22 protein-coding genes and 2 pseudogenes are annotated in these 24,951 nt (G+C 63.7%); 18 read left to right on the top strand and 6 right to left on the bottom strand.

Annotated features, from left to right (window positions below; genetic code table 11):
* Positions 1-84 precede the first annotated feature (84 nt).
* Genes CXQ82_RS20670 through fecE form a run of 4 tightly spaced genes read left to right on the top strand, consistent with a single transcriptional unit; the run spans position 85 to position 3,752 of the window.
* Positions 85-999, top strand: coding sequence for a Fe(3+) dicitrate ABC transporter substrate-binding protein (locus tag CXQ82_RS20670; RefSeq protein ID WP_101272066.1), 915 nt, complete (start codon positions 85-87; stop codon positions 997-999).
* A gap of 2 nt (positions 1,000-1,001) precedes the next feature.
* Positions 1,002-1,991 carry an iron-dicitrate ABC transporter permease FecC gene (gene fecC, locus CXQ82_RS20665; protein WP_101272065.1) on the top strand — a complete coding sequence of 330 codons (990 nt, stop codon included), beginning with the start codon at positions 1,002-1,004 and terminating at the stop codon, positions 1,989-1,991.
* Positions 1,988-2,956: an iron chelate uptake ABC transporter family permease subunit gene (locus CXQ82_RS20660; RefSeq protein WP_101272064.1), complete on the top strand. Its 969-nt coding sequence runs from the start codon at positions 1,988-1,990 to the stop codon at positions 2,954-2,956. Before fecC ends, CXQ82_RS20660 begins: the two co-directional genes overlap by 4 nt.
* 4 nt (positions 2,957-2,960) lie before the next feature.
* Positions 2,961-3,752: a Fe(3+) dicitrate ABC transporter ATP-binding protein FecE gene (gene fecE / locus CXQ82_RS20655; RefSeq protein WP_101272063.1), complete on the top strand. Its 792-nt coding sequence runs from the start codon at positions 2,961-2,963 to the stop codon at positions 3,750-3,752.
* A 111-nt stretch (positions 3,753-3,863) separates the two neighbouring features.
* Here the strand turns inward: fecE and CXQ82_RS31660 are convergent.
* The 5 genes and pseudogenes from CXQ82_RS31660 to CXQ82_RS20620 all read right to left on the bottom strand — a co-directional run.
* Positions 3,864-3,986: pseudogene (locus CXQ82_RS31660) on the bottom strand (aliphatic sulfonate ABC transporter substrate-binding protein); the annotation flags it as partial.
* Positions 3,987-4,187: 201 nt separating this feature from the next.
* A pseudogene (locus tag CXQ82_RS31650) lies at positions 4,188-4,310 on the bottom strand (aliphatic sulfonate ABC transporter substrate-binding protein); the annotation flags it as partial.
* Between the two features lie 201 nt (positions 4,311-4,511).
* Entirely contained in the window at positions 4,512-5,444 is a 933-nt protein-coding gene (locus tag CXQ82_RS20630; protein ID WP_101272062.1) for a sulfonate ABC transporter substrate-binding protein, read from the bottom strand.
* The gene (locus tag CXQ82_RS20625; protein ID WP_101272061.1) at positions 5,441-6,772 is read right to left on the bottom strand and encodes an LLM class flavin-dependent oxidoreductase; all 1,332 of its coding nucleotides are present in this window, start codon (positions 6,770-6,772) and stop codon (positions 5,441-5,443) included. The genes CXQ82_RS20630 and CXQ82_RS20625 overlap by 4 nt, the downstream gene beginning before the upstream one ends.
* A 1-nt stretch (position 6,773) precedes the next feature.
* A complete protein-coding gene (locus CXQ82_RS20620; RefSeq protein WP_101272060.1) occupies positions 6,774-8,957 on the bottom strand; it encodes a TonB-dependent receptor in 2,184 nt (727 codons plus the stop codon).
* 209 nt (positions 8,958-9,166) lie between these two features.
* Here CXQ82_RS20620 and CXQ82_RS20615 point away from each other — a divergent pair, with 209 nt between their 5' ends.
* On the top strand, positions 9,167-10,207 hold the full coding sequence (locus tag CXQ82_RS20615) for a LacI family DNA-binding transcriptional regulator (RefSeq protein ID WP_101272059.1): 1,041 nt from the start codon (positions 9,167-9,169) through the stop codon (positions 10,205-10,207).
* Positions 10,208-10,269: 62 nt separating this feature from the next.
* Entirely contained in the window at positions 10,270-10,884 is a 615-nt protein-coding gene (locus CXQ82_RS20610; protein ID WP_101272058.1) for a TetR/AcrR family transcriptional regulator, read from the top strand.
* Positions 10,885-11,007: 123 nt separating this feature from the next.
* Here CXQ82_RS20610 and CXQ82_RS20605 read toward each other — a convergent pair whose 3' ends face one another.
* The gene (locus CXQ82_RS20605) at positions 11,008-13,758 is read right to left on the bottom strand and encodes a glycoside hydrolase family 3 protein (protein WP_101272057.1); all 2,751 of its coding nucleotides are present in this window, start codon (positions 13,756-13,758) and stop codon (positions 11,008-11,010) included.
* Positions 13,759-14,267: 509 nt separating this feature from the next.
* Between CXQ82_RS20605 and CXQ82_RS20600 the strand changes: the two genes are divergently transcribed.
* From CXQ82_RS20600 to gspD, 12 genes are all read left to right on the top strand, one after another.
* On the top strand, positions 14,268-14,492 hold the full coding sequence (locus tag CXQ82_RS20600) for a hypothetical protein (protein ID WP_101272056.1): 225 nt from the start codon (positions 14,268-14,270) through the stop codon (positions 14,490-14,492).
* A 130-nt stretch (positions 14,493-14,622) separates the two neighbouring features.
* Complete coding sequence (gene gspE, locus CXQ82_RS20595; RefSeq protein WP_164444925.1) at positions 14,623-16,317, top strand: type II secretion system ATPase GspE; 1,695 nt, start codon at positions 14,623-14,625, stop codon at positions 16,315-16,317.
* The gene (gene gspF / locus CXQ82_RS20590; protein WP_101272054.1) at positions 16,314-17,516 is read left to right on the top strand and encodes a type II secretion system inner membrane protein GspF; all 1,203 of its coding nucleotides are present in this window, start codon (positions 16,314-16,316) and stop codon (positions 17,514-17,516) included. The genes gspE and gspF overlap by 4 nt, the downstream gene beginning before the upstream one ends.
* A 20-nt stretch (positions 17,517-17,536) precedes the next feature.
* Positions 17,537-17,962 (top strand): type II secretion system major pseudopilin GspG, encoded by a 426-nt coding sequence (gene gspG, locus CXQ82_RS20585; RefSeq protein ID WP_065952958.1) that lies wholly within the window; start codon positions 17,537-17,539, stop codon positions 17,960-17,962.
* Between the two features lie 9 nt (positions 17,963-17,971).
* The gene (locus CXQ82_RS20580; RefSeq protein WP_101272053.1) at positions 17,972-18,403 is read left to right on the top strand and encodes a prepilin-type N-terminal cleavage/methylation domain-containing protein; all 432 of its coding nucleotides are present in this window, start codon (positions 17,972-17,974) and stop codon (positions 18,401-18,403) included.
* Positions 18,400-18,762 (top strand): type II secretion system protein, encoded by a 363-nt coding sequence (locus tag CXQ82_RS20575; RefSeq protein ID WP_101272052.1) that lies wholly within the window; start codon positions 18,400-18,402, stop codon positions 18,760-18,762. Before CXQ82_RS20580 ends, CXQ82_RS20575 begins: the two co-directional genes overlap by 4 nt.
* Positions 18,759-19,388, top strand: a complete 630-nt coding sequence (locus CXQ82_RS20570; protein WP_101272051.1) for a prepilin-type N-terminal cleavage/methylation domain-containing protein — start codon at positions 18,759-18,761, stop codon at positions 19,386-19,388. The genes CXQ82_RS20575 and CXQ82_RS20570 overlap by 4 nt, the downstream gene beginning before the upstream one ends.
* A complete protein-coding gene (locus CXQ82_RS20565; RefSeq protein ID WP_101272050.1) occupies positions 19,385-20,110 on the top strand; it encodes a type II secretion system protein GspK in 726 nt (241 codons plus the stop codon). The genes CXQ82_RS20570 and CXQ82_RS20565 overlap by 4 nt, the downstream gene beginning before the upstream one ends.
* The gene (locus tag CXQ82_RS20560) at positions 20,107-21,150 is read left to right on the top strand and encodes a PilN domain-containing protein (protein ID WP_101272049.1); all 1,044 of its coding nucleotides are present in this window, start codon (positions 20,107-20,109) and stop codon (positions 21,148-21,150) included. The genes CXQ82_RS20565 and CXQ82_RS20560 overlap by 4 nt, the downstream gene beginning before the upstream one ends.
* The gene (gene gspM, locus CXQ82_RS20555) at positions 21,125-21,736 is read left to right on the top strand and encodes a type II secretion system protein GspM (RefSeq protein ID WP_101272048.1); all 612 of its coding nucleotides are present in this window, start codon (positions 21,125-21,127) and stop codon (positions 21,734-21,736) included. Before CXQ82_RS20560 ends, gspM begins: the two co-directional genes overlap by 26 nt.
* Positions 21,733-22,257 (top strand): general secretion pathway protein GspN, encoded by a 525-nt coding sequence (locus CXQ82_RS20550; protein ID WP_101272047.1) that lies wholly within the window; start codon positions 21,733-21,735, stop codon positions 22,255-22,257. The genes gspM and CXQ82_RS20550 overlap by 4 nt, the downstream gene beginning before the upstream one ends.
* A complete protein-coding gene (gspD, locus tag CXQ82_RS20545) occupies positions 22,254-24,491 on the top strand; it encodes a type II secretion system secretin GspD (RefSeq protein ID WP_101272046.1) in 2,238 nt (745 codons plus the stop codon). The genes CXQ82_RS20550 and gspD overlap by 4 nt, the downstream gene beginning before the upstream one ends.
* The last annotated feature ends 460 nt before the right edge of the window (positions 24,492-24,951 follow it).

Here is a 24,951-nt window from a genome sequence, read left to right as displayed (position 1 = left end):
ATCGCCTCGATATGGAATAGTACCCGCCGTTTTCCCCAGCCTGTCTAGTTGGGGTGTGTTAACGCCGAGGTCCTTGTCATGCGAATGCTGCGCTCCATCCCCATCCTTGCCGCCTGCCTCCTGGCATTGTCTTCAAGCGTATTAAGCGCTGCACCTATCGACCTCAACGACGGCCAGCACGCGGTACATCTGCCGGATGCACCCAAGCGTGTGGTGGTGCTGGAGTTCTCTTTCCTCGACAGCCTGGCCGCCGTCGACGTGACCCCGGTGGGCGCCGCCGACGATGGCGATGCCAACCGCGTGTTGCCGCGTGTACGCCAGGCCATCGGCCAATGGAAATCGGTGGGCCTGCGCTCGCAGCCGAGCATCGAGGAAATCGCCCGGCTCAAGCCGGACCTGATCGTCGCCGACCTCAACCGCCATCAGGCGCTGTACAGCGACCTGGCGAGCATTGCGCCGACCCTGTTGCTGCCGTCGCGTGGCGAGGACTATGAGGGCAGCCTCAAGTCCGCCGAGCTGATCGGCAAGGCCCTGGGCAAAAGCCCGCAGATGGCCGCGCGCATCGCGCAGAACCGCGAAAACCTGAAAAAGATTGCCGCGCAGATCCCCGCCGGCGCCAGCGTGTTGTTCGGCGTTGCCCGTGAAGACAGCTTCTCCGTGCACGGCCCGGACTCTTATGCCGGCAGCGTGTTGCAAGCCATCGGCTTGAAAGTCCCGGCCGTACGCGCCAATGCCGCCCCGACTGAGTTTGTGAGCCTGGAGCAACTGCTGGCCCTCGACCCGGGTTGGTTGCTGGTCGGCCATTACCGCCGCCCAAGCATTGTCGACACCTGGAGCAAGCAGCCGCTGTGGCAAGTGCTCGGCGCGGTACGCAACAAACATGTGGCTGAAGTGGACGGCGACAGTTGGGCGCGCAACCGTGGTGTGCTGGCCTCGGAGCAGATCGCCGAGGACGCCCTGGCGATTCTCAAGGGCGGCAACGCCGTACTGAGCCAATAGGCATGGGGCGTAGTCTCGCGGCGGTGGGCATTGTGCTGCTGGGCGCCGTGTTGTTCTGGCTGTCGTTGTTCAGTTGGTCGCCGTTCACCCTCACCGCGACGGATGCGTGGAATGGCCTGGTGCATCAGGGCAGCGTGGGCGGCAATATGGCTTATATCGTCGCCCAGTTGCGCGTGCCTCGTGCCGTGTGTGCCGCCCTGGTGGGCGCGTGCCTCGGCCTCGCCGGTGCGTTGATGCAGGGCATTACGCGCAACCGCCTGGCCTCGCCGTCGCTGTTTGGCGTGACGGCGGGGGCGGCGCTGGGGCTCGCATTGTTTTCCACCGGGTTGGTCGCGCCACCCTTTGCCGGCGGCGCGTTGTTGATGACCTGCCTGGGGGGCGCGTTGGCCTGGATCACGGTGTTCAGCCTCGGCGGTGCCTGGTCGCCGACCACTGCCCAAGGTCGCCTGGTATTGGCCGGTGTCGCCGTGGCGGCGCTGTGTGCCGCGCTTACCCGGCTCACGGTGATTCTGGTCGAGGCCCAGGCGCAAAGCGTGTTGAACTGGCTGGCCGGTTCCCTGGCCAACGTCGGCGCGGCGCAGGTGCAATTGCTCTGGCCGTGCACCCTGGTTGGCGGCCTATGGGCACTGTGGTGTGCGCCGCGCTTGAACCTGATCAACCTCGGCGAAGACGCCGCGCGCTCCTTGGGTGTGGGCATCGCCAGCCTGCGCCTGCAGGTGTTTTTCGCCAGCCTGTTGCTGGTGGGGGCAAGCGTCTGCGCGGTGGGGCCGATTGGGTTTGTCGGGCTGATCGCGCCGAATATCCTGCGTCAGTTTCTCGGTAACGACTACCGCTGGCTGATCCCACTGAGTGCGGCGCTGGGCGCGGTGATCGTACTCGGCGCCGACCTGCTCAGCCGCGCCGTGGCGTTTCCGGTGGAAACCCCGGCCGGGGTGGTGACCGCCTTGATCGGCGCACCGTTCTTTCTCTTTCTCGCCAGGCGCGCCCTATGATCCGCCCACGTTTTCGCCTGGGGTTGCTGCTCGGCCTGTTGCTGCTGGCGACGTTTATCAGCCTCAGCGCCGGCACTTTGTGGCTCAAGCCTGCCACCGTACTCGAGCGCCTGCTGGCCCATGACGTCCTCGACTTCGAAGTGTGGAACCACCGCCTGCCACGCAGCCTGATCGCGATCCTCGCAGGGGCAGCCTTCGGCCTGGCCGGGGCGATTGTGCAGGGCGTGATCCGCAACCCGCTGGCCTCGCCGGAGATCCTCGGCGTGACCCAAGGCGCCGGTTTGGCGCTGACCGTGGCGATCATCAGCTGGCCGCAGCTGCCGATTGCCTGGCTGCCGCTGGTGGCGTGCCTGGGCGGCGCTGGCGGTGCGTTGCTGCAGGCGTTGTACAACACCGGGGTGAGTTTTTCCGGCGTGCGCTTTGCGCTGTCCGGGGTGGCGATTGCGGTGACCTTGGCCAGCGTCACCGAGTTTCTGATCCTGTCCCACCCGCTGGATATCAACACCGCCTTGCTCGCGCTCACCGGCAGCCTGTGGAGCCGCAACTGGCACCACGTGGCGTTGGTGCTGCCGTTTCTGCTGCTGATCCCGCTGGGGTTGTGCCTGGCCAAGCCGTTGAACCTGATCGCCTTGGGCGATGAGGCGGCGCACAGCCTCGGCACTGCGCTGAACCGTACGCGTTGGCTGGCGATGTTCTGCGCGGTGTTGCTCACCAGCCTGGGCGTGGGCGTGATCGGGCCGATTGGTTTTATCGGCCTGGTCGCGCCGCACATGGCACGGCGCCTGGTGGGCGGGCATCACCAGTACCTGCTGCCGGCCGCGATGCTGATCGGCGCGCTGCTGCTGGTATTGGCCGACACCCTCGGGCGCACGCTGATCGCGCCCAGCGAAATCCCCGCCGGGGTGCTCACGGCGGTGATTGGTGCGCCGTATTTTCTTTGGTTGCTGGCACGCTTCAAGGGTTGATGACATGACTATTCTCCAGGCCAGCCAGGTCGATATCGGCTACGGCGGCACCCGCATCGTGCAAGGCCTTTCGTTTGCGCCGCCGGCCGGCAAGGTCACTGCGCTGATCGGGCCCAACGGCTGTGGCAAGTCCACCTTGCTCAAGGCGTTTGCGCGGATTCTAAAACCCTTGGGCGGCGAGTTGACGCTCGATGGCCAGGCGTACAGCACCTTGTCCGCGCGCGAACTGGCACGCCAGATCGCGTTTCTGCCCCAAGTGCTGCCGGTGCCCGAAGGCGTCAGCGTGCGCCAACTGGTCGCCTACGGCCGCAGCCCGCATAACTCACTGTGGGGACGCCTGAGCGGCAGCGACCAGGCCCACGTCACCCAGGCCATGCAGCGCCTGGAACTGGACAGCCTGGCCGACCGCGCCCTGGCGGATTTATCCGGCGGCCAACGCCAACGCGCCTGGTTGGCAATGGTGCTGGCCCAGAACGCACCCGTGGTTTTGCTGGACGAACCCACCACTTACCTCGACATCAGCCATCAGGTCGAACTGCTCGACCTGATGCGCGAACTGGCCGCCGAAGGCAAGACCGTGATCACCGTGCTCCACGATATCAACCAGGCCTGCCGCTACGCCGACCATTTGGCGGTGATGCAGGGCGGCAGGCTAGTGGCGCATGGCGCGCCGGGGGAGGTGATTGGTGTGGAGTTGATGCGGCAGGTGTTTGAGGTGCAGGTGCAGATCCTGCAGGAACCGGTGTCGGCTACGCCGATGTGCGTGGTGGAGAAGAGCACCCGGCTTCAGGCCTGACATAGTTCAAAATGTGGGAGGGGGCTTGCCCCCGATAGCGGTGTATCAATCAGCTAATGTATTGACTGACACTCCGCCATCGGGGGCAAGCCCCCTCCCACATTTTTGACTTCATCTGGCTTGAGAGCGCCACACGGCCGTTTTCACATCAATGGCCTTGGGTAGCAGGCGATTCTGGTAGAACAGATCCGCTGTCGCCTGCTGCGCCTGGATGATCTTATCGTCAATCGGCAGGTGTTTGAGGTGCAGGTGCAGATCCTACTGGAACCGGTGCCGGCTACGCCGATGTGCGCGGTCGAAAAGAGCACCCGGCGTCAGGCCTGACATAGTTCAAAATGTGGGAGGGGGCTTGCCCCCGATAGCGGTGTGCCAATCAGCTAATGTATTGACTGACACTCCGCCATCGGGGGCAAGCCCCCTCCCACATTTTTGACTTCATCTGGCTTGAGAGCGCCACACGGCCGTTTTCACATCAATCGCCTTGGGCAGCAGGCGATTCTGGTAGAACAGATCCGCCGTAGCCTGCTGCGCCTGGATGATCTTATCGTCAATCGGCAGGTGTTTGAGGTGCAGGTGCAGATCCTACTGGAACCGGTGCCGGGTACACCGATGTGCGCGGTCGAAAAGAGCACCCGGCTTCAGGCCTGACATAGTTCAAAATGTGGGAGGGGGCTTGCCCCCGATAGCGGTGTGCCAATCATCTAATGTATTGACTGACACTCCGCCATCGGGGGCAAGCCCCCTCCCACATTTTTGACTTCATCTGGCTTGAGAGCGCCACGCGGCCGTTTTCACATCAATGGCCTTGGGTAGCAGGCGATTCTGGTAGAACAGATCCGCCGTCGCCTGCTGCGCCTGGATGATCTTGTCGTCAATCGGCAAAATCGGCGAAGGCGGGCGGTTATCCATGTAGCGTGCGATCACCTCGCTGGGCAGGCCCATGAACCGGGTCAGCACGCGCAGGCTGTCTTCGCGCTGGCTGCGGGTCAGTGCTTCGGCCTCTGTCAGTTCGCCGAGCAAATCATCGATAAACCCGTCGTTGGCCTTGGCATACTCACGCCGCGCGGTGTACACCGGCCCTGACAAGCCAAGGCCTTCACCGTTGGCCAGCACATGGCTGGGGCTCTGGCTCAGGGCGAGGGAGGAGTAGGGTTCCCAGATGGCCCAGGCATCCACGCTGCCTTGCTCGAACGCGGCGCGGGCATCGGCGGGTGGCAGGTACACCGGCTGGATGTCCTTATAGTTCAGGCCGGCTTTGTTCAGCGCGCGCAGGATCAGGTTGTGGGAGCTGGAGCCTTTCTGGAAGGCGACTTTCTTGCCTTTCAAATCGGCCACCGAATGCAGCGGGCTGTCGTTGCGCACCAGGATGGTTTCCGCCGTAGGCTTGGGCGGTTCGGCGCCGATGTAGACCAGGTCTGCTCCGGCCGCTTGGGCGAACAGCGGTGGGATATCGCCGGTCGAACCCACGTCCAGGGCGCCGACGTTGAGGGCTTCGAGCATCTGCGGGCCGGCGGGGAATTCGATCCACTTTACCTCGGTGTGGGGGAAGCGTTGCTCCAGCAGGCCGTGCTCCTTGGCCAGCACCAGGGCGATGGAGCCTTTCTGGTAGCCGATGCGCAGGGTGGCGGGGTCGGCTGCCAGGGCGGTATGCGTCACGGCCAGCAGTGCCAGCATCAGGGCTCGAATGTTCATGCATCATCCTTTTTGAAGCGATTGGCGGGGCGCGCCAAACCGAGGTTTTCACGCAAGGTACTGCCGGTGTATTCGGTACGGAACAGGCCGCGTCGTTGCAACTCGGGCACCACCCACTCGGCGAAATCTTCCAGCCCGCCCGGCAAGTGCGGCACCAGGATATTGAAGCCATCCGCGGCCCCCTGCTCGAACCAGCGCTGCAGCTCATCGGCAATCTGCGTCGGCGTGCCGATCAGGCTGTAATGCCCGCGGCCGCCGGCAATCCGACGGCCCAATTGCGCCAGCGTCAGTTGCTCACGGTCGGCCAATTCACTGAGCAACTGCTGACGGCTGCGTTGGCCGCTGTCGGTCAATGGCAACTGCGGCAACGGCCCGTCCAGCGGGTAGCCGGACAGGTCGAAATTACCCAGCATGCGCCCCAGCAGCGCCACCCCCACTTCGGGTTCGACCAGGGCCTGGAACCCTTCGAATTTCGCCTGGGCCTCGGCCTCGGTGGCGCCGACCACCACAAACACGCCGGGCATGATTTTCAGCGAATCCGGCTCACGTCCATAGCGGCCCAAGCGCGCCTTGAGGTCGGCATAAAACGCCTGGGCATTGGCCAGCGAGGTCTGCGCGGTGAACACCACCTCGGCGGTTTGCGCGGCCAGTTCACGCCCTGTCTCTGAAGAGCCCGCCTGCACGATCACCGGTTGGCCTTGGGGCGAGCGGGCGACGTTCAGCGGGCCCTTGACCCGGAAGTGTTCGCCCACATGGTCCAGCACATGCAGTTTGGCCGAGTCGTAGTAGGTGCCGCTGGCCTTGTCGCGGATGAAGGCGTCATCCTCCCAGCTGTCCCAAAGCCCCGTCACCACCTGATGAAATTCACGCGCGCGGCTGTAGCGCTCGCCATGCCCCAAGTGCTCGTCGCGGCCGAAGTTCTGCGCTTCGGCGGCGGCGTCCGAGGTCACCAGGTTCCAGCCTGCGCGCCCACCGGACAGGTGATCCAGCGAGGCGAATTTACGCGCTACATGGTAGGGCTCGTTGTAGCTGGTGGTGGCCGTAGCGATCAGGCCGATATGCTCGGTCACTGCACTCAATGCCGAAAGCAGGGTGAGCGGCTCGAAATAATCCGAGCGCGCCATCTGGCTGGCAATTTCGCCTGTGGCGGCAGCGATGCTGTCGGCCACGAACAACGCGTCGAACTTGGCCGCTTCGGCCACGCGCGCCAGGTGTTTGTACTGGGCGAAATCCAGCCCGGCATTCGCCGGCACGTCCGGGTGGCGCCAGGCGGCGACGTGGTGCCCGGTGGCCATGAGGAAGGCGCCGAGTTTCAGTTGACGGCTCATGCTAGAAATCCTTGCGCAGTTGCACGCCGAAGTAACGCTCATCGTCACGGGGCACGGCGCGGTAGATGTAGTTGCCGCCGCTGGCCAGCAGTGGCGAGTAGGACTTGTCGGCGAGGTTCTTGGCCAGGAAGGCCACGCGCCAGCCGTTGCTGTAGTCGGCCAGGGCCACGCTGGCGTTCCAGATGCCGTAGGCGCCTTGCTTGGTGTCGACGTTCTGGCTGATGTCGTATTGCACTTCGCTCTGCCAGCTGTAGTCGGTGCCCAGTTCGATGTCCAGGCCGTTATCCAGCGGGATACTGTAATCGGCGCGCACGTAGCTTTTCCAGTCCGGGCTGTAGGGCAGGGGCTTGCCATTCACGTTGCAGGTGGCCGCCGCGCCCGCCGGGCAGGCGAACTCGTCGATGCGCGCACGGGTGTAGGCCAGGGCGCCGGAGAGCTTGAGTTGCTGGGTGGCTTGCAGGGCGTAATCCAGCTCGACGCCTTCGGTGCTGACACTGCCCGCGTTGATCAGGCGCGTCACGACCTGGCCGGCCACCGTGTCGAAAAAGTTGGCCTGGTAGTTGTCGTAGTCGCTGTGGAATACCGCCAGGTTAGTGGTCAGGCGGTTATTCCAGGCGGTGGCCTTGATCCCGGCTTCCCAGGTATTGGAGGTTTCCGGCTTGAGCGCGTCGGTGTCGCGCGGCTGCATATTGAAGAACACGTTGTAGGCCGGGCCCTTGTAGCCACGCGAGTAGGTGAGGTAGCTGGTGACGGTATCGGTCAGGTCGTATTGCACGCCGAGCCGGCCGGACCAGCCATCCTCATCCACCGAGCCCGAGCTGAAGGTGGCCGGCTGAATGCCGCTGACGGTGGTAGCCGAGGTGGAGACGCGGCGGTGATCGTATTTCAAGTCGTCATGGGTGTAGCGCAGGCCGGCAATGCCGCGAAAGCGCGAGGTGAAATTCAGCGTGGTCTCGCCGAACACTGCGTAGCTGTCGCTGGTGGTGCTGTAGTCGGCGATGCCACGGTCGGTGCGCGTGGTGGTGGTAAGCGTGCGCTGGTAGGTCTCTTGGTCCTTGCCGTGCATATAGAACAGGCCGCCGACGTACTCCAGGAGCTCACCCTTGGGCGAGGCCAGGCGCAGTTCCTGGGAGTACTGGTCGAAGGCCAGCTCGCCTTTATCGGCGGTGCCGGGGAAAGCGGCGGTTACCGTGCCGAGGCGGTCGCCGTCCTGGTACTGGGTGTTGTCCCAGCCGCGCCAGGCGGTGATCGAGGTCAGGGTGTAGTCGCCGAGGTTCCAGTCCAGCTGGGCGGACAGGCCCTTGTTGGTGTCTTCCACGTGGCTGCGGGTGTCGGTGTTGATGTCGCGGTTGTCGCTGGAGGCGCGCACCGGGCTCAGCGCGTTGGTGAAAGCTGGGGTCAGGGATTTGCTCACCACACCGTTCGGCGCGTCGTCATGGGACTGCATATAGTCGGCGATCAGCGTCAGTTTCACGTCGTCGTTGGGGGTGAACTCCAACTTGCCGCGAATGCCCTTGTGGTTGTAGCCGTTGACCTCCTGGCCGTTGTGTCTGTTATCGACATTGCCGTCGTAGCTGCCGAACAGCGTGCTCACCGAGCCCTTGAGCACATCCGGCACCAGGCTGCCGCCGATGCCGAACCGGGTGCGGCTTTCATTGCCGCTGTAGTAGGCCTGGTCGATATAGCCGTGGGTCTCGGCGGTGGGCGCCTTGCTGGTGATATTCAGCACGCCGGCCGAGGCGTTCTTGCCGAACAACGTGCCTTGGGGGCCGCGTAGCACTTCGATGCGTTCCAGGTCCAGCAGGTCGAGAGTGGCCTGGCCGGGGCGGGCGTAGACCACGCCGTCGATCACCGTAGCCACCGTGGGCTCCACGCCGGGGGAGGTGGAGATAGTGCCCACGCCGCGCACGAACAGCGAGGTGTCCTTGTTCGAGGCGCCGGTGCGGAAGTTCAGCGACGGCACTTGTTGCGCGATGCTCGCCACGCCGTTGCGATTGTCGCGCTCCAGTTGTTCGCCATCGAGTACGGAGACGGCCACCGGGACTTTTTGCAGCGACTCTTCACGGCGGGTCGCGGTGACGGTGACCGGTTTGAGGGTGGCTTCCGGCTCGTCGGCGGCAACGGCGCCGGCTATCGGGAGCGCGGTCAAACCGGCGAGAAATAATAGGTGCGTGTGTTTGTGCATGCTGTGTCCGCTCGAAAAGAATGCCCTGAACCGCTGCGGTTCTTGCGACCGTCAGCGCCTGTGAAACTGTCTTTGGCATTCGCTCGAGCGAGTAGCAGACAACGCGCCTTGTTAGCGCTAACATCGGCATTATTGGTAGGTCTGGTTTAGAGCGTCAAATACTAAAAAATTAGCCCTATATTCTTTTTGGTTTTTAACAGGAACCTCCCGTGAGCGAAGACAAACCGCGCAAACGCCGTGGCGCCGGGCGCGTCACCTTGAATACCGTGGCCCGCCAGGCCGGGGTCTCGGCGATCACCGTGTCGCGCTATTTCAACCAACCGGAGCAGGTCTCGCACGAGCGGCGCGAGCGGATCGCCGAGGTGGTGGCCGAGTTGGGTTACGTGCCTAACCTGGTGGCTGGCGGGCTGGCGTCGGCGCGGGGCAGGATCGTGGCGATGGTGATCCCGAACATCTCCGGGCCGATTTTCGCCAACACCATCCAGGGTTTCAGCGACACCCTCAGCCGCCATGGTTATCAGCTGTTGCTGGCGTCGAGTTACTTCAGCGCGGAACAGGAAGAAAGTGCCGTGCGCGCGTTTCTCGGCTGGTCGCCGGCAGCGCTGGTGCTGACCAGCCGCTTCCACAGCGCAGGCACCGAAAAGATGATCGCCGACGCCGATATCCCGGTGGTGGAGACGTGGGACTACGTGCCCCAACGCGAGCCGTTGCAGATCGGCTTTTCCCACTACGCAGTCGGCGTCACCGCCGCCCGCTACCTGCACGGCAAGGGTTATCGGCGCATCGCCTTCGTGCACAACAGCGTGCCTGGGGACTTCAGTGCCCAGGAGCGCGGCGATGGTTTCGCCGCGACCCTCAAGGAACTGGGCGTGCAACCCTGGGTGTTCGCCCCCGACGCCGACCGCGCGCCCTTCGAGGCGGGCAAACAGGCGATGGACGTGCTGATGCGCCATGCCACGCCGCCCGACGCGATCTTCTTCGCCAATGACAACCTGGCCGCCGGTGGCCTGCTGGCTGGGCAGCGTGCCGGGTTGAAGATCCCCCAGGACTGCGCGGTGCTCGGTTTTGGGGATTACCCGTTTGCTGAAATGTTGTTGCCGAGCCTGAGCACCATCAAGCCGCCAGCCTTGGAAATCGGCGTGCTGGCGGCCACCCGGGTCCTGGAAAGCCTTGGGGTGCTGGCGGTGGATGATGAGGTACAGCGCTTGAACCTGTTGGACTGCCGCCTGATCGAACGCGAAAGCGCCTGAGCTTTATTTGCGGCCCGGGGGCAATTTGGATACGGTGCAAGCCTGCCCACAAGGATGTTCCCATGACCGAACCAGCCCCCAAAACCCGCCGCGCACCCAAGGGTGAAAAACGCCGCGAAGAGCTGCTGGACGCGGCCTTGCAGGTGTTCTCTCTGGAAGGCTACAGCGGCGCCTCCGTGGCCCAGGTGGCGGCGATTGTCGGCATCTCCGTGGCCGGCCTGCTGCATCACTTCCCCAGCAAGATTTCGTTGTTGATGGGCGTGCTGCAACGTCGTGACGAAGCCAACCAACGCATTGCCGATGAAGTCCGCGCCGAGAAGTCGTTGTCCGGGTTGCTCGGCAGCCTGCGCGCGATCAACCGCTCGAATGCCACCGCGCCCGGCGTGGTGCGCGCGTTCACTATTTTGAATGCGGAAAGCCTGCTCGATACGCAACCGGCGTGGGCCTGGTTCCAGGAGCGCTATGCGGGGATACAACGTCGTTTACAGGGGCAGTTTGCCGACCTGGTGGCGGCGGGGGAGGTGCGCAGCGACGTCGACATTGCCGGGCTGGTGGAAGAAATCCTGGCCATGATGGATGGCCTGCAGATCCAGTGGCTGCGTTTTCCGGAGCAGGTGGACCTGGTGGCGCGGTTCGATACCTACATCGCGCGGGTTGATGCGGCGATCAGGGTCTAAGGCCTGACACGGTCAAATGTGGGAGCGGGCTTGCTCGCGAAAGCGGTGGTTCAGCCAGCACCTGCAGTGACTGAAACAGCGCCTTCGCGAGCAAGCCCGCTCCCACACTAGACCGCGTGCGCCTTAGTTACCGGCAGCACTGCCCTGGGTGCTGTCATCGCTCATGTCGTAGCCATCACCGTCGCTGGTGCCGCTGTCACCTTCATTCTGATGCAGCACCCCGCCGGTTTTAACCGTCGATTCACGCAGTGTCGAGTTCAGCGCAGAGCGCGGCAGCGGGTTGCTGGTGGTGGTCGACAGTTCCTGGCGGAACGGGTTGACCAGCTTGGCGTTCAGGCGGATGTCCTGGGACGAAGCGCCCACCGACAGGTTGAAGCTGTCGGCATCCACCACCCACTGCTTGCTGGCCACATCGTAGTAGGCCAGCGAGCGATCATTGAGCTCAATGGTCACGCGCTTGCTCTCGCCAGGCTTGAGGAACACTTTCTTGTAGCCCTTGAGCTCCTTGATCGCGCGTTCGACTTTCGGGTTGTTCTGGCCCACGTACAGCTCGGCGACTTCGGCACCTGCGACCTTGCCGGTGTTGGCCAGATCGAACGACACCTTGATCGGCGCACCGGCCACTGCCACGCCAGGGCTGACGCTGATGTTGCTGTAGCCGAAGGTGGTGTACGACAAGCCATAGCCGAACGGATACAGCGGCTTGATGCCCTTCTTCTCGTAGCCGCGATAGCCCAGGAACAGGTCGTCCTTGTAGCTCATCTCGCTCAGGGTTTCCTGATTGTCGAACTTGGGGAAAGTCGCGTAGATCGGGTTGTCTTCGATGTTGCGCTCGATGCTGATCGGCAGCTTGGCCGACGGGTTGACCTTGCCCAGCAGGATCTCCGCCAGCGCCTGGCCGCCGTTCTGCCCAGGGTAGAACGCGTGCAGTGCGGCCGGCACCTGGTCGATCCAGTCGCTCATCTTCAAGCCCGTGCCGCCGTGCAGCGTGACCACGGTGTTCGGGTTGACCTTCGCGATGCTCTGGATCAGCAGATTCTGGTATTCCGGCAGGTCGAAGCTGTGGTCGAAGCCTTCGCCTTCGTATTCATTGCTGTTGCCGGCTGCCACCAGTACGGCGTCGTACTCGGCCAGGTCCTGTGGCGCAACCAACGACGCCCAGCTCATCTGCACGCCAACCAGGCCGCCCATGGTGGAGAGGTAGCCGTTGCGGCGCGAATATTCCAGCTTGATGTCGACCGGTTTGCCGGCTTCAAGATTGACCTTGGCGAACACCGGGATGGTCGGCGGAATGCTGTTGTTCGGCAGCGGCTTGCCGTCGCCGTTGTCGAGGACTTTCTTGCCGTTGACGTAGAGGCGCACCGCACCGTCGGCGCGGATCTTGAACACCTGTTCGCCGCTGACGGTCGGGGTGATCTGGCCGCTGTAGCGAATCGACGTGGCGGCGGTATCGCCGTTCACCGGCAGGCTGTCGGTGGACCAGTCGAGGTCGACATGCGTATCGGTACGGCTGGCAGCCGGGTCACCGGACCAGTTGGTGTTGCTGAAGAACTCGGTCTTCAGGCCTTTGACGCTGTTGCCATTGCTGTCGGCATGGGTCCAGCTGGAGGTGGCCGGGTCCAGCGACAGCCCGTCGATGAACTCGACCTTGGCGCCCGGCGCCAGTTGCTGCAGGCCGCTCAGCTCGCTGATGTAGTTGGCAGCCATGACGTTGGCGCTGCCGAAACCGGTCGGCGGCGCGTACTTGGCCAGGGTGCCGACCACGGCGATGCGCTTGACCTTCTTCGCGTCCAGCGGCAGCAGGCTGTTGTGGTTTTTCAGCAGCACGATGCCTTCGCGAGCGGCATTCAGCGCCGTGCGGTTGCTGGTGGCGCTGTTCATGTTGTGGCTGGTCAGCGGGGCTTTGCTGTCGAACTTGTACAGGTAGATCTGCTTGAGGATGCGGCGCACCTTGTCATCGATGGTCGCGCTGCTCAGCTCGCCACTGTCCAGGTACGGCTTGAGGACGGTGCTGTTCATCTGGTAGCCCATCATGTCCAGGTCCGTGCCCGCCTGTGCCGCCGGCAAGCCGTCGACCACCGCGTTGTAGTCGCTCTGGACGAAGCCTGGATAGCCCCATTCGGTCTTCAGGATGTCGCGCATCAGGTGCTTGTTCTGGCACGCGAACTCGCCGTTCACCTTCTGGAACGCGCACATCATCATTGCGACTTTGCTGTTCTTCGAGGCGGACTCGAAAGGCGGCAAGGTCATCTCGCGCAGCACGCGCTCGCTGATGGTTTCGTTGAGGTGGAAGCGGTTGCTTTCCTGGTCGTTGGCGGCGAAATGCTTGGCGTTGGCCCACACCCCGCGCGACTGAATGCCGTTGATGACCGCAGGCCCCAGGCTGGCGCCGAGGAAGGGGTCTTCACCGGACAAATACTCGAACGCACGGCCGCTGTACGGCATGCGATACAGGTTCACGCCGGGGCCGGTGACGAACTGATAACCGCCACTGGCGGTGTCATAGCCCAGGGCACGGCCCAGGTCGATGGCGCGACGCGGGTTCCAGCTGGCTGCCAGGTTCGGCCCTGACGGGTACACCACGCCCTGCGCGTTGCCTTCACTGGTGTAGCGCACGCCGACGCCGCCATCGGCACCGTGGATCTGCGGGATGCCGTACTGGGTCAGTGGCTTGACGTCCCAACCGCCGGTGCCGCCGATGTAGGCGAGTTTTTCTTCCATGGTCATCTTCGCCAGGGTTTTGTCCGCAGCCTTTTCTGCGCGGCTCACCCGGCCTTCATCCAGGGCCGGGCTGGTGGCCGCGTGCACCTGGGACACGGCCAGTGCCAGCAGGGCAAATGCCGACTGCGCACCGATTATCTTGCGTTTGTTCATGGGGTTTCTCCGACAACTGTTAATCAAAATAGGGCGCCAAAACGCGCGCATCACACAACACGCTCGTCACTTTTTTACGGGCAATAGTTCGCCTTGATCGCAATTTTTAACCGATGGCTAATTGCAACTACTTGGCGGATTTCGCAGTATTAAAAGTTTAATAATTGTATTTTTTGTTGTTATGAATAGTGTCTAAGTGGCATCACGCGATGGCGTTTTGAACCGCAAAAACCGCATAATTAAGGCAATTCTTGCGGTTATAAGTCAAACAAAAGCTAATTTTTGCGTGAAATTAGAAATATTTCATTACGTTTTGGAACTAAGGCTAAACCTACCAGTCGATTGGTTTAAGAAAATATATGGCGGCATGGCGAACTAGTGGCTTTGCTCGGTAGTTCTAAAAGGCCATGTTTTATACAAGCTGTCATACACAACGCTTTGGTGTAGGGTCTTGATCGAATTCAAGGCGCCATCTGAGCAGTACGCTGTTTTTGAACTGGAGAATCTTTATGAAAATGTCCCTGTTGGGTGCCGGCCTCGTGCTGGGCGTTGCATTGAGTGGCGCAGCCATGGCGGCTGAATCCACCGACGCCGATGCGACGTCGGGTGCTACCGATTCCACCGTGTTGACCCAGACCCACGACGCCAAGGCCGCGAAAAAGCAGAAAGCCGAAACCACCAAGGGTGGCCGACCGTTGAATGGCAGCCAGGCCGCGCCGAAGACCTCGAACTAACTTGGAAACGTGGTCCCCTTGTGGGAGTGGGCAAGCCCCCTCCCACAAGGGGTTCCCACAGTCCTGTAGAACATTGCCCCTCAGATAGCTACCCATGCACAGTCCCGCAACGCCCATCGATGCCTGCCAGATGCACGTCCCGGATACCGAACAGGTCTGCGCGTGGCTGATGCAACAGGCCGGGTTGAAAACCGTGGACCTGGAGCGCGCCCGGCGCCTGTCCCAGGAGGGCGGCGAGACTGAATTACTCGGCCTGCTGACCCGTCTGGGGCTGGTCTCCGAAGTCGAACTGGCCCGCGCCTGGGCTGACCTGCTCGGCGCTCCGCTGCTGTTGGCCGACGCCGCGCCACCGTTGCTCGACCCTTTGCCCGTGTTGACCGAGCGCTTTATGCGCCACTACCAGGTGGTGCCCGTGGGCTGGAGCCAGGGTGGCCTGCGGGTGCTGGCAGCGAACCCGGCGCTGGTCTATCCGTTCCAGGCCATGGCCTATGCCTGCGGCGTACCGGTGTGGCTGGCCGTTGGCCCGCGCAACGAGGTCGAAACCCTGATCGAGCGTTACTACGGCCAGGGTCGCTCGGCCATGGGCACGCTGATCGAAAACCTCGACGAGCAGAGCGGTGCGCTGGAAGACATTGAACACCTCAAGGACATGGCCTCCGAAGCGCCGGTGATTCGCCTGGTCAACCTGATCCTGCAGCGCGCGGTGGAACATCGCGCCTCGGACATTCATATCGAACCCTTCGAAAACCAGCTCAAGGTGCGCTACCGCATCGATGGCGTGCTGCACGAGGCCGAGGCGCCGCCGTCGAGCTCGTCGGCCGCGGTGATTTCGCGGGTGAAGATCATGGCGCGGCTGGACATTGCCGAACGGCGCCTGCCCCAGGACGGGCGGATCATGCTGCGCATCCAGGGCAAGGAACTCGACCTGCGGGTGTCCACGGTGCCCACCAGTTTTGGCGAGTCGGTGGTGATGCGTCTGCTCGATCGGCAGACCGTGCAGTTTGATTTCCAGAGCCTGGGGTTCGACGGCCAACGCCTGCAAACCTTCCTTGAAGTGCTGGAGCGGCCGCACGGGATTCTGCTGGTCACCGGCCCGACCGGCTCAGGCAAGACCACCACGCTGTACACCGCGCTGTCACGGCTCAATACCGCCGAGCGCAAGATCATCACGGTTGAAGACCCGGTGGAATATCAGCTTGAGGGGATTAATCAGATCCAGGTCAAACCGGCCATCGGCCTGGACTTTGCCGGTGCGCTGCGCTCGATCGTGCGCCAGGATCCGGACGTGATCATGATCGGTGAGATCCGTGACCTGGAAACCTGCCGCATCGCCATCCAGTCCTCCCTGACCGGCCACTTGGTGCTGTCGACCCTGCACACCAACAGTGCGGCGGCGAGTATCACGCGGCTGCTCGACATGGGCGTGGAGAGCTACCTGATTGCGTCCACCGTGAATGGCATCCTGGCCCAGCGCCTGGTGCGCCGCCTTGACCCAGCCACCCGCGAAGCCTTCGCAGCACCGCCCGAATTGATCGCCGAGCATGGCCTGGATCGCTTTACCGATCAACGCCCGATCATGCTCTATCGCCCGCGTGCCGATGCGCCGGGCGGTGGTTACCACGGCCGCAGTGCAATCACCGAATTGCTGGTGATGAATGAAGAACTGCGCAGCCTGCTGATGCGCCAGGCCGACGCCGCCACCCTGGAAGCCGCCGCCCGCCGTGGCGGCCTGCGCACCTTGCATGAGGAAGGCCTGCGCCAGGCTGTCGCCGGCGTGACCTCGCTGGAAGAAGTACTGCGCGTGACCCGCGGGGAGGGCGCGTGAGCCTGTTCAAATACCGCGCCCTCGACAGCCAGGGCGCCGCGCAAAACGGCACACTCGAAGCCAAGGACCAGGACGCCGCCGTCGCCCTGCTGCACAAGCGCGGGTTGCTGGTGTTGCAGGTTGACGCCGCCGGCGCGCAAGGGCTGCGCAATGCTTTTGGGCGTGGCCAGTTGAACGGCGCGGCGCTGGTCAGTTTCACCCAGCAACTGGCCACGCTGTTGGGCGCCGGCCAGCCGCTGGAGCGCTCGCTGGGCATCCTGCTCAAGCAACCTGGCCAGCCGCAGACCCGCGCGTTGATCGAGCGGATCCGCGAACAGGTAAAAGCCGGCCAGCCGTTATCCAAAGCGCTGGAAGAAGAGGGCAGCCAGTTCTCGCCGCTGTACCTGAGCATGGTGCGTGCAGGCGAGGCGGGCGGCGCCCTGGAAAACACCCTGCGCCAGCTCAGTGACTACCTGGAGCGCAGCCAATTACTGCGCGGCGAAGTGATCAACGCGCTGATCTATCCAGCCTTTCTGGTGGTCGGCGTGCTCGGCTCGCTGGCGCTGCTGCTGGCCTATGTGGTGCCGCAGTTCGTACCGATCTTCAAGGATCTGGGCGTGCCCATCCCGCTGATCACCGAAGTGATCCTCGGGCTCGGCCAGTTTCTTGGTGCCTACGGCCTGGCCGTGTTTGCCGGGTTGATCGTGATGGTCTGGACGCTGGCCGCACGCCTGCGTGATCCGCAGCGCCGTGAACGTTACGACCGCCGCGTGTTGGGCATTCGAGTGATCGGCCCGCTGCTGCAGCGGGTCGAAGCGGCGCGGTTGACGCGTACCCTCGGCACCTTGCTGAGCAACGGCGTGGCGCTGCTGCAAGCGCTGGTGATCGCGCGGCAGGTCTGCACCAACCGCGCGCTGCAAGCGCAAGTCGCCCAGGCCGCCGAATCCGTCAAGGGCGGCGGCACCCTGGCCAGCGCCTTTGGGGCGCAACCGTTGCTGCCTGACCTGGCGCTGCAAATGATTGAAGTCGGCGAACAGGCCGGCGAACTCGACAGCATGCTGCTCAAGGTCGCCGATGTGTTCGACGTCGAGGCCAAGCGCGGCATTGACCGCCTGCTTGCCGCGCTGGTGCCGTCGCTGACCGTGGTCATGGCAGTGCTGGTGGCGGTGATCATGCTCGCGATCATGCTGCCGCTGATGAGCCTCACCAGCAATATATGAACCCTTAAGGAAGCAAGCTGATGCGCCATACCCGATTCAAGTCCGCCCGCCGCCAGGGCGGTTTTACCCTGCTGGAAATGCTCGCCGTGATCGTGCTGCTGGGCATCGTCGCGACCATCGTGGTGCGCCAGGTCGGCGGCAATGTCGACAAGGGCAAGTACGGCGCGGGCAAGGCGCAACTGGCCAGCCTGAGCATGAAAATCGAAAGCTACGGCCTGGACGTCGGCTCGCCGCCAAAGTCCCTGCAGCAACTGGTCGACAAACCGGGTAATACCGCCGGCTGGGCCGGGCCGTACGCCAAGCCGTCGGATCTCAAGGACCCGTTCGGCCATGCCTTTGGCTATCGCTTCCCCGGCGAGCACGGCGCGTTCGACCTGATCTTCTACGGTCAGGACGGCCAACCCGGCGGCGAAGGCTACAGCGCCGACCTGGGCAACTGGGAATAACCCCTGACCATGGCCAACGCCCAACGTGGTTTTACCTTGCTGGAAATGCTGGTGGTGATCGTCTTGATCAGCATCGCCGCCGGCTTGGTGGGTTTTGGCCTGCAACAAGGCCTGCGCGCCGCCAAAGAGCGCCAGGCGGTCGGGCAGATGGTCGAGGCGTTGCGCAGCACGCGGGCGCGGGCGATTGTCAGCGGCACCACGCAAAGCACACTGTTCGATCTGGGCAGCCTCAGCTTCCAGGCCCCGGGCCGCCCGAAAAAACACTGGCCGGCCGACCTGCAAGTCACCCTGCACACGGCCGAAAACGTCGGCTCGGCGGTGGAGTTCTACGCCGATGGCAGTTCCACCGGTGGCAATCTGCTGTTGGCCAACGGCAGCCGGCGCTGGCGCATCGATATTGGCTGGCTGACCGGCAGCGTGCAGTCCAAGGCGCTGCCATGAAGCAGCAAGCCGGGTTCACCCTGCTGGAAATGCTTGCCGCCCTCACGCTCATGGCGATCTGCAGCACGGTGCTGCTGGTCGCTTTTGGCCAGAGCGCGCGCTCGCTGTTGCAAGTCGCCCACAGCGACCGCCTCAGCCATGCCGCCGTCAGTGTGATGGACCAGGAAGCGGCAGGCCCCCTGGCCAACGGCGTGCGCCAGGGCGATTTAGACGGCATCGCCTGGCAACTGCGCATCGCCCAGCAGCCGACCCGTATCGGCCAGCCGCACTTGTTTCGCCTCGACCTCACGGTCAGCGAAGGCCCGCGCCACGCCAGCTTCAGCACCTTGAAGCTGCGTGCGGCAGGGGCCGGTTTGTGAAGCGCCGCCAACAGGGCTTCACCTTGCTCGAAATCATGATCGTGCTGAGCCTGCTCGGCGTGTTGCTGACCCTGGTCGGTGGCGCGTTGCTGGGGGCCAATCGCGCGGTGCTGAAGGCGCAGCGCTACACGGTCAGCCTGGACGAAATGCGTGCCGCGCAGCAGTTTTTGCGCACCGCCATCAGTGAGGCGCTGCCCTTGGACGTGACCGAGGATGACAGCCAGACCGATGGTTTTTTCGCCGGCAGCCCACAGCGCATGCAGTTTGTCGCGACCTTGCCCGGCGTGCTCGGCGGCGGGATTCAGCGTTTCACCTTGCAGTTGACCGGCGCCGCGGCGCAGCGCGATTTGCAGGTCGCGTTTGCGCGGTTTGAGTCCGAAGCGCAGGTCAGCGTGCCGGCGTCGCGCAGTGAACCGCAGGTGTTGTTGAAAAATATCGAAGAGCTGCAATTCAGCTATCGCGGTGTGTCGCCCAAGGGCCAGGCCACCGGCTGGATCAGCGAGTGGCCGTGGACCAAGCGCTTGCCCTCGGCGGTACGGATTGCGGCGCGCGTCAACGGGCCGGTGCCATGGGTCACCCAGGTGATCGCGTTGCGTTTGAACCTCTCGGGCGGAGGCCCCGAATGATTCGGCGTCAGCGCGGCGTCGCGCTACTGCTGGTGCTATGGGTGCTGGCGTTGCTCAGCCTGCTGCTCGGCGGCCTGGCCGGCTGGGTGCAGTTGGAAACGCGACAGGCGTCGTGGCATCGCCAGCATACCCAGGCGGTGCTGGCCGCCGAGGCGGGCGTGGCGTTGGCCATGCAAGGCCTGGCCGATCCGTTGCAGCGCAAGCAGTGGCTGGCGGATGGGCGTGAAATCCCGTTGGCATTCGACGATGCGCAGTTGCACGTCAGCCTGCGCAGTGAGCGCGGCAAGTTGTATTTGAACAGCGCCGAGGTTGGCGATTTTGCCCGCCTGGCCCTGGCGTGCGGTGCGACCCAGGCGCAGGCCAGCCAACTCGCCAAGGACCTGGAAGTGCGTCGCAACAGGGGCCTGGCGCCGTTTCGGGTGATTGAAGAAGTGCGGCAACTGCCGGGCATGACCCAGGCGCTGTACAGCGCACTGGTGCCCGAGATCAGCCTGTGGAGTGGCCTGGACCGGCCCGATCCGGCCTTCGCCAGCGCGCTGATGCGCCGCGCCTTGAACCTGCCGCACCTGAGTGCAGTGGGCGCCGACCCCGGTGATGTGCTGGTGATCGACAGTCGCGCGCAACGCCCCGGCGGTTACCACGCCAGCCTGCAAGCCACCGTGTTATTGAGCCCCGCGCAAGGCAGCGCACAACCTTATCGAGTCTTACGTTGGCAAGAATGAACGAACACTTATCCGCACGGCTGCAGCTGCTCACGGAGCCGATCACCCAGCGCTGGCGCGGTAGCCTGCTGCAATCGGGCTGGCGGCTGTGGCTCAAGGAGCTGCGGGGCTGCCTGCCGGCTTGGTTGTCGCTGCAGGACATCCCCGAGCATGTCTACCCCTGGCCGTTGACCGCGCCCGTGCCACCCGTGGCTGGCGAGGCGCGCCAGGTGCTGCTGCTGGCCCCTTCGGCGGTGCTGGTGCAAGCCTTGCAACTACCCCCGGCGGCGGCGCGCAACCTGGCGACGGTGGTGGGTTATGAACTGGACCGCTTTACCCCGTTCGATGCGGCCCAGTTGTACTTTGTCGCGCGTCAGGAACGGCGCACGCCGACCCATGTGCACGTGACGCTGGTGGCGATCCTGCGCGAGCGCCTCGACCAGATCCTCACTGAGTGCGCCGCGCTCGGCTTGCAGCCACACGCCGTGGATGTGGCGGACGCGGCGGGCGTACCGCTGGGCATTGACCTGTTGCCGGTGCCGTTGCGCCCACGCCAGCGCCCGGCGGGTAAAGGCTTGCAACGCAGCCTGCCGTGGTTGTGCGGCGCCTTGCTGATCGCCGCCATGCTGCTGTGGCTCAACGACCGCCAGCGCGTGCTCGACAGCATGCAGCAAAGCGTGCGCGCGCAAAAAGCCCAGGTCGCCGAGATCCAGGCGCTGCGCCAGCAACTGCTGAATACCCGTGGTGCCGCGCAGTACCTGATCCGCCGCAAGACCGCCCAACCGCCGCTGGCCGGGCTGCTCAACGAGCTGACCGCTTGCCTGCCGTCCGACACCTGGATCGACCAGTTGGAAGTCAACGACGGCGCCGACGTTTCATTCTCCGGGCAAAGCGCCAAGGCCAGTGCCCTGATCACGCGGATCAAGGGCTGCCACAGCCTGGAAAACGCCCAGTTCGAAGGGGTGATCCAACCCGATGCGCAAACCGGCAAGGATCAATTTTCCTTGCGCGCCCACCTGCACCAGGAGGCCGCCGATGCGCCGACCACTGACACCCCGTGAGCGCCGCGGCGCAGCCCTGATCGGCCTGGCCCTGGTGCTCGGTGCCGCTTACTGGCTGTTAGTCGACAGCTGGTTTGCCGGCCCCTTGCGCGAGATGGGTGAGCAGGCCGAGCAGCTGCGCGAACAACAGCAACGTTACGCCGGCGTATTGCGCCAGGGCAATTCCTTGCGCCAACAACTCGAAGAGGCCCGCCAGGACCCGGCCAGCAACACCAGCCTGTTGCCCGGCGATGACCCCAGCGCCGTGGCGGCGGACCTGATGCAGCGCATCGCCGACCTGATCAACAGCCGCGCCGGCCTCGGTGGCGGCTGCAGCCTTACTCAGCGCATGCCGATCACCCCCGAGCAGGACGACAGCGAGCCCTATCGCCAAGTCAAAGTCAGCCTGACCCTCAACTGCGCTATCGAACCCTTGACCGCGATCCTGCATGAGCTGGAGTACCAGCGCCCGTTTCTGTTTGTCGATGAAATGAGCATTCGCCGTGGGCCAAACGCGCCCGCCAGCGGTGGCGCCGGCCAACTGGTGGTGCACCTGCTGGTGCGTGGCTACCTGCAACCGGCTGCTGCCACGCAGGTGCGCCGATGATCAATGCACTGCGCCCCCTGGAGTGGCTGCTGCTCGGTGTGGCCGGGCTGTTGGGCCTGTTGATGGTGGGCATCCTCAGCAGCATCGGCGATGCGCCCGAGTGGTTGCCGGCGCCCGCACCCGATGCACGCGCCAACGCCACCGCCAAGGTGCTGGCGGCCCCGGCGGCGACCCTCGAGAGCCTGGCCGGCACCTGGCAGGCGCCCTTGTTCAGCCCCGACCGCAGCCCTGACCGCGCCGTCGGCCAGGCCGCCGTCTCCAGCCTGTCGAGCCTGACGCTGACCGGCATCGTGCTGGATGGCGACCTGCGCGTCGCCCTGCTCAAGCGCGCGGATGGCCCGCCGCTGAAAGTCCACCAGGACCAGACCCTGCCCAATGGCTGGCGCCTGGAACACCTCACACCCCGCGAAGCGCGCTTTGTACTCGACGGCCGCACGCAGACCCTGAGCCTGCGCGGCCTGCGTCTGCCGCCGCCGTCCACCACAGCCCCGATTACCCTTCCTCACGAGTCCACCCCTTGATCGATACATTCCCCGGCGCTTTGCGCACCACCGTGTTTTGCCTGGCCACCGCCGTTTCCCTTGGTGGCTGCGGCACATTCCCCGAGCATCTGGACCCGGACGAGGCCTTGTTGCACGAGGCGATGCAGGGCACCGGCTCGCAACGCCCACCCGTCGACCCGGCCAGCGAGCAGGCCCCGGTCGACAGCGGCCAGCCCCAGGCCAAGACACCGCCCCAGCGTCAATTGATTCGCGGCAACGGGCAATTTGTGCGTCCACCGACAGCGGCGTCGGCCGGCAAGGAAGAGGCGGGCGGCGACATCGTGTTCAACTTCGCCGACCAGCCGATCGAGGCGGTGATCAACAGCGTGATGGGCGACCTGCTGCATGAGAACTACAGCATTGCCCAAGGGGTGAAAGGCAATGTCAGCTTTTCCACCTCCAAGCCGGTGAACAAGCAGCAGGCGCTGTCGATTCTGGAAACCCTGCTGTCGTGGACCGACAACGCCATGATCAAGCAGGGCAACCGCTATGTGATCCTGCCGGCCAACCAGGCGGTGGCGGGCAAGCTGGTGCCGGAGATGCGTGTGTCGCAACCCTCCAACGGCTTGTCGGCGCGGCTGTTTCCGCTGCGCTATATCTCGGCCACCGAGATGCAGAAACTGCTCAAACCGTTTGCCCGGGAAAATGCCTTCCTGCTGGTGGACCCGGCGCGCAATGTGCTGAGCCTGGCCGGTACCCCGGAGGAGCTGGCCAACTATCAGGACACCATCGACACCTTTGACGTGGACTGGCTCAAGGGCATGTCGGTAGGCGTATTCGGTTTGCAACGCGCCTCGGTCGCCGAACTGATGCCCGAGCTGCAAAAGATGTTCGGGCCCGACAGCGGCATGCCGTTGGCGGGCATGGTGCGTTTTTTGCCGATCGAGCGGACCAACTCGGTGGTGGCGATCTCGTCGCAACCGCAATACCTCAGCGAAGTCGGTGACTGGATTCACACCATCGACGAAGGCGGCGGCAACGAGCCGCAGATGTACGTCTACGACGTGCGCAATATGAAGGCCACGGACCTGGCCAAGTACCTGCGGCAGATCTACGGCAGCGGCGCGATCAAGGACGACGCCCCGGCCAAGGTCGCCCCCGGTTTGCGCACCGCGACGCTGTCCTCGCCCGGCACCAACAGCACCTCCGGCAGCACGCCTGGCGGCCTGAACGGCAACAGCAGCGGCATGGGCAACACCACGCAGCGCGCCAGCGAAGATGAAGAGCAAGACCCCCAAGCCAGCGAAGATACCGAAAGTACCGACGACGGCACCACGGCTGACGCCCCGGCCAAAAGCCTCGACGCCGGTACACGAATCACCGCGCAAAAAAGCAGTAACCAACTGCTGGTGCGCACCCGCCCGGTGCAGTGGAAGGAGATCGAATCGGCGATCAAGCGGCTGGACAATCCGCCGCTGCAAGTGCAGATCGAGACGCGCATCCTTGAGGTCAAACTGACCGGCGAACTGGACCTGGGCGTGCAGTGGTACCTGGGCCGCCTGGCGGGTAATTCCACCAGCACCACCGTGGGCAATACGGCCGGCAGTCAAGGCGCGTTAGGCGGCGGTGGGGCAGGGTTGGGCGCGACGGATTCGTTGTTCTATTCGTTTGTCAGCTCCAACTTGCAGGTGGCCTTGCATGCGCTGGAAACCAATGGCCGTACCCAGGTGCTGTCGGCGCCGTCGCTGGTGGTGATGAACAACCAGCCGGCGCAGATTCAGGTGGGCGACAATATTCCTATCAGCCAGACCACGGTGAATACCGGCACTTCCGACACTACGTTAAGCAGTGTTGAGTATGTGCAGACCGGGGTGATCCTGGATGTGGTGCCGCGGATCAATCCGGGTGGTCTGGTGTATATGGATATTCAGCAGCAGGTCAGTGATGCGCAGGACCAGGCGTCCAACAATGACACGCAGAATAATCCGCGTATTTCCACGCGTTCGGTGTCCACGCAGGTAGCGGTGCAGAGTGGGCAGACGGTGCTGCTCGGGGGGTTGATCAAGCAGGACAATGCGGAGAGTGTCAGTGCGGTGCCTTATCTTGGCAAGATTCCGGGGTTGCGGTGGTTGTTTGGCAATACCAGCAAGTCCAAGGACCGGACGGAGTTGATCGTGCTTATCACGCCCAGGGTGATTACCAGCAGCAGCCAGGCGCGGCAGGTGACGGATGATTATCGGCAGCAGATGCAGTTGTTGAAGCCTGCGAACTGAAGGAATGCGGTCAAAATGTGGGAGGGGGCTTGCTCCCGATATCAGTGTGTCAGTCACCAGATGTATTGACTGATCCACTGCCATCGGGGTGTAGCCCCCTCCCACATTTTGGCCTGAGTTAGGTCCGCGAAACCGGTCGGGTTCAAGGCCAGCAATGGATATACGCACAACATCAAATATATGAATAAACTAAAACAAAAATAATGAAATCCAAGAATATTAGCTTATGCCCAAATAGCATTATATTTCCCCAACCCATTCCGTTATGTTTGATCGCAACAGCCTACCCCTGACCTCGGATGGTACCAATCTAGATTCGGATTCTGCGTTGCCAAACCGGGTAATCACCCCGCAGCAGAATCGTTGGAAGGGAGTTCAACGTATGTTGCCAATTCAAACCCCGCGCCACACCTAGCCCCAAATCGCCGCAACACCCCACAACCTCCGGAGCACCGCGCAC

This window comes from Pseudomonas sp. S09G 359 (assembly GCF_002843605.1).
GTDB lineage: Bacteria > Pseudomonadota > Gammaproteobacteria > Pseudomonadales > Pseudomonadaceae > Aquipseudomonas.
This window is presented reverse-complemented; position numbering and strand designations above follow the sequence as displayed.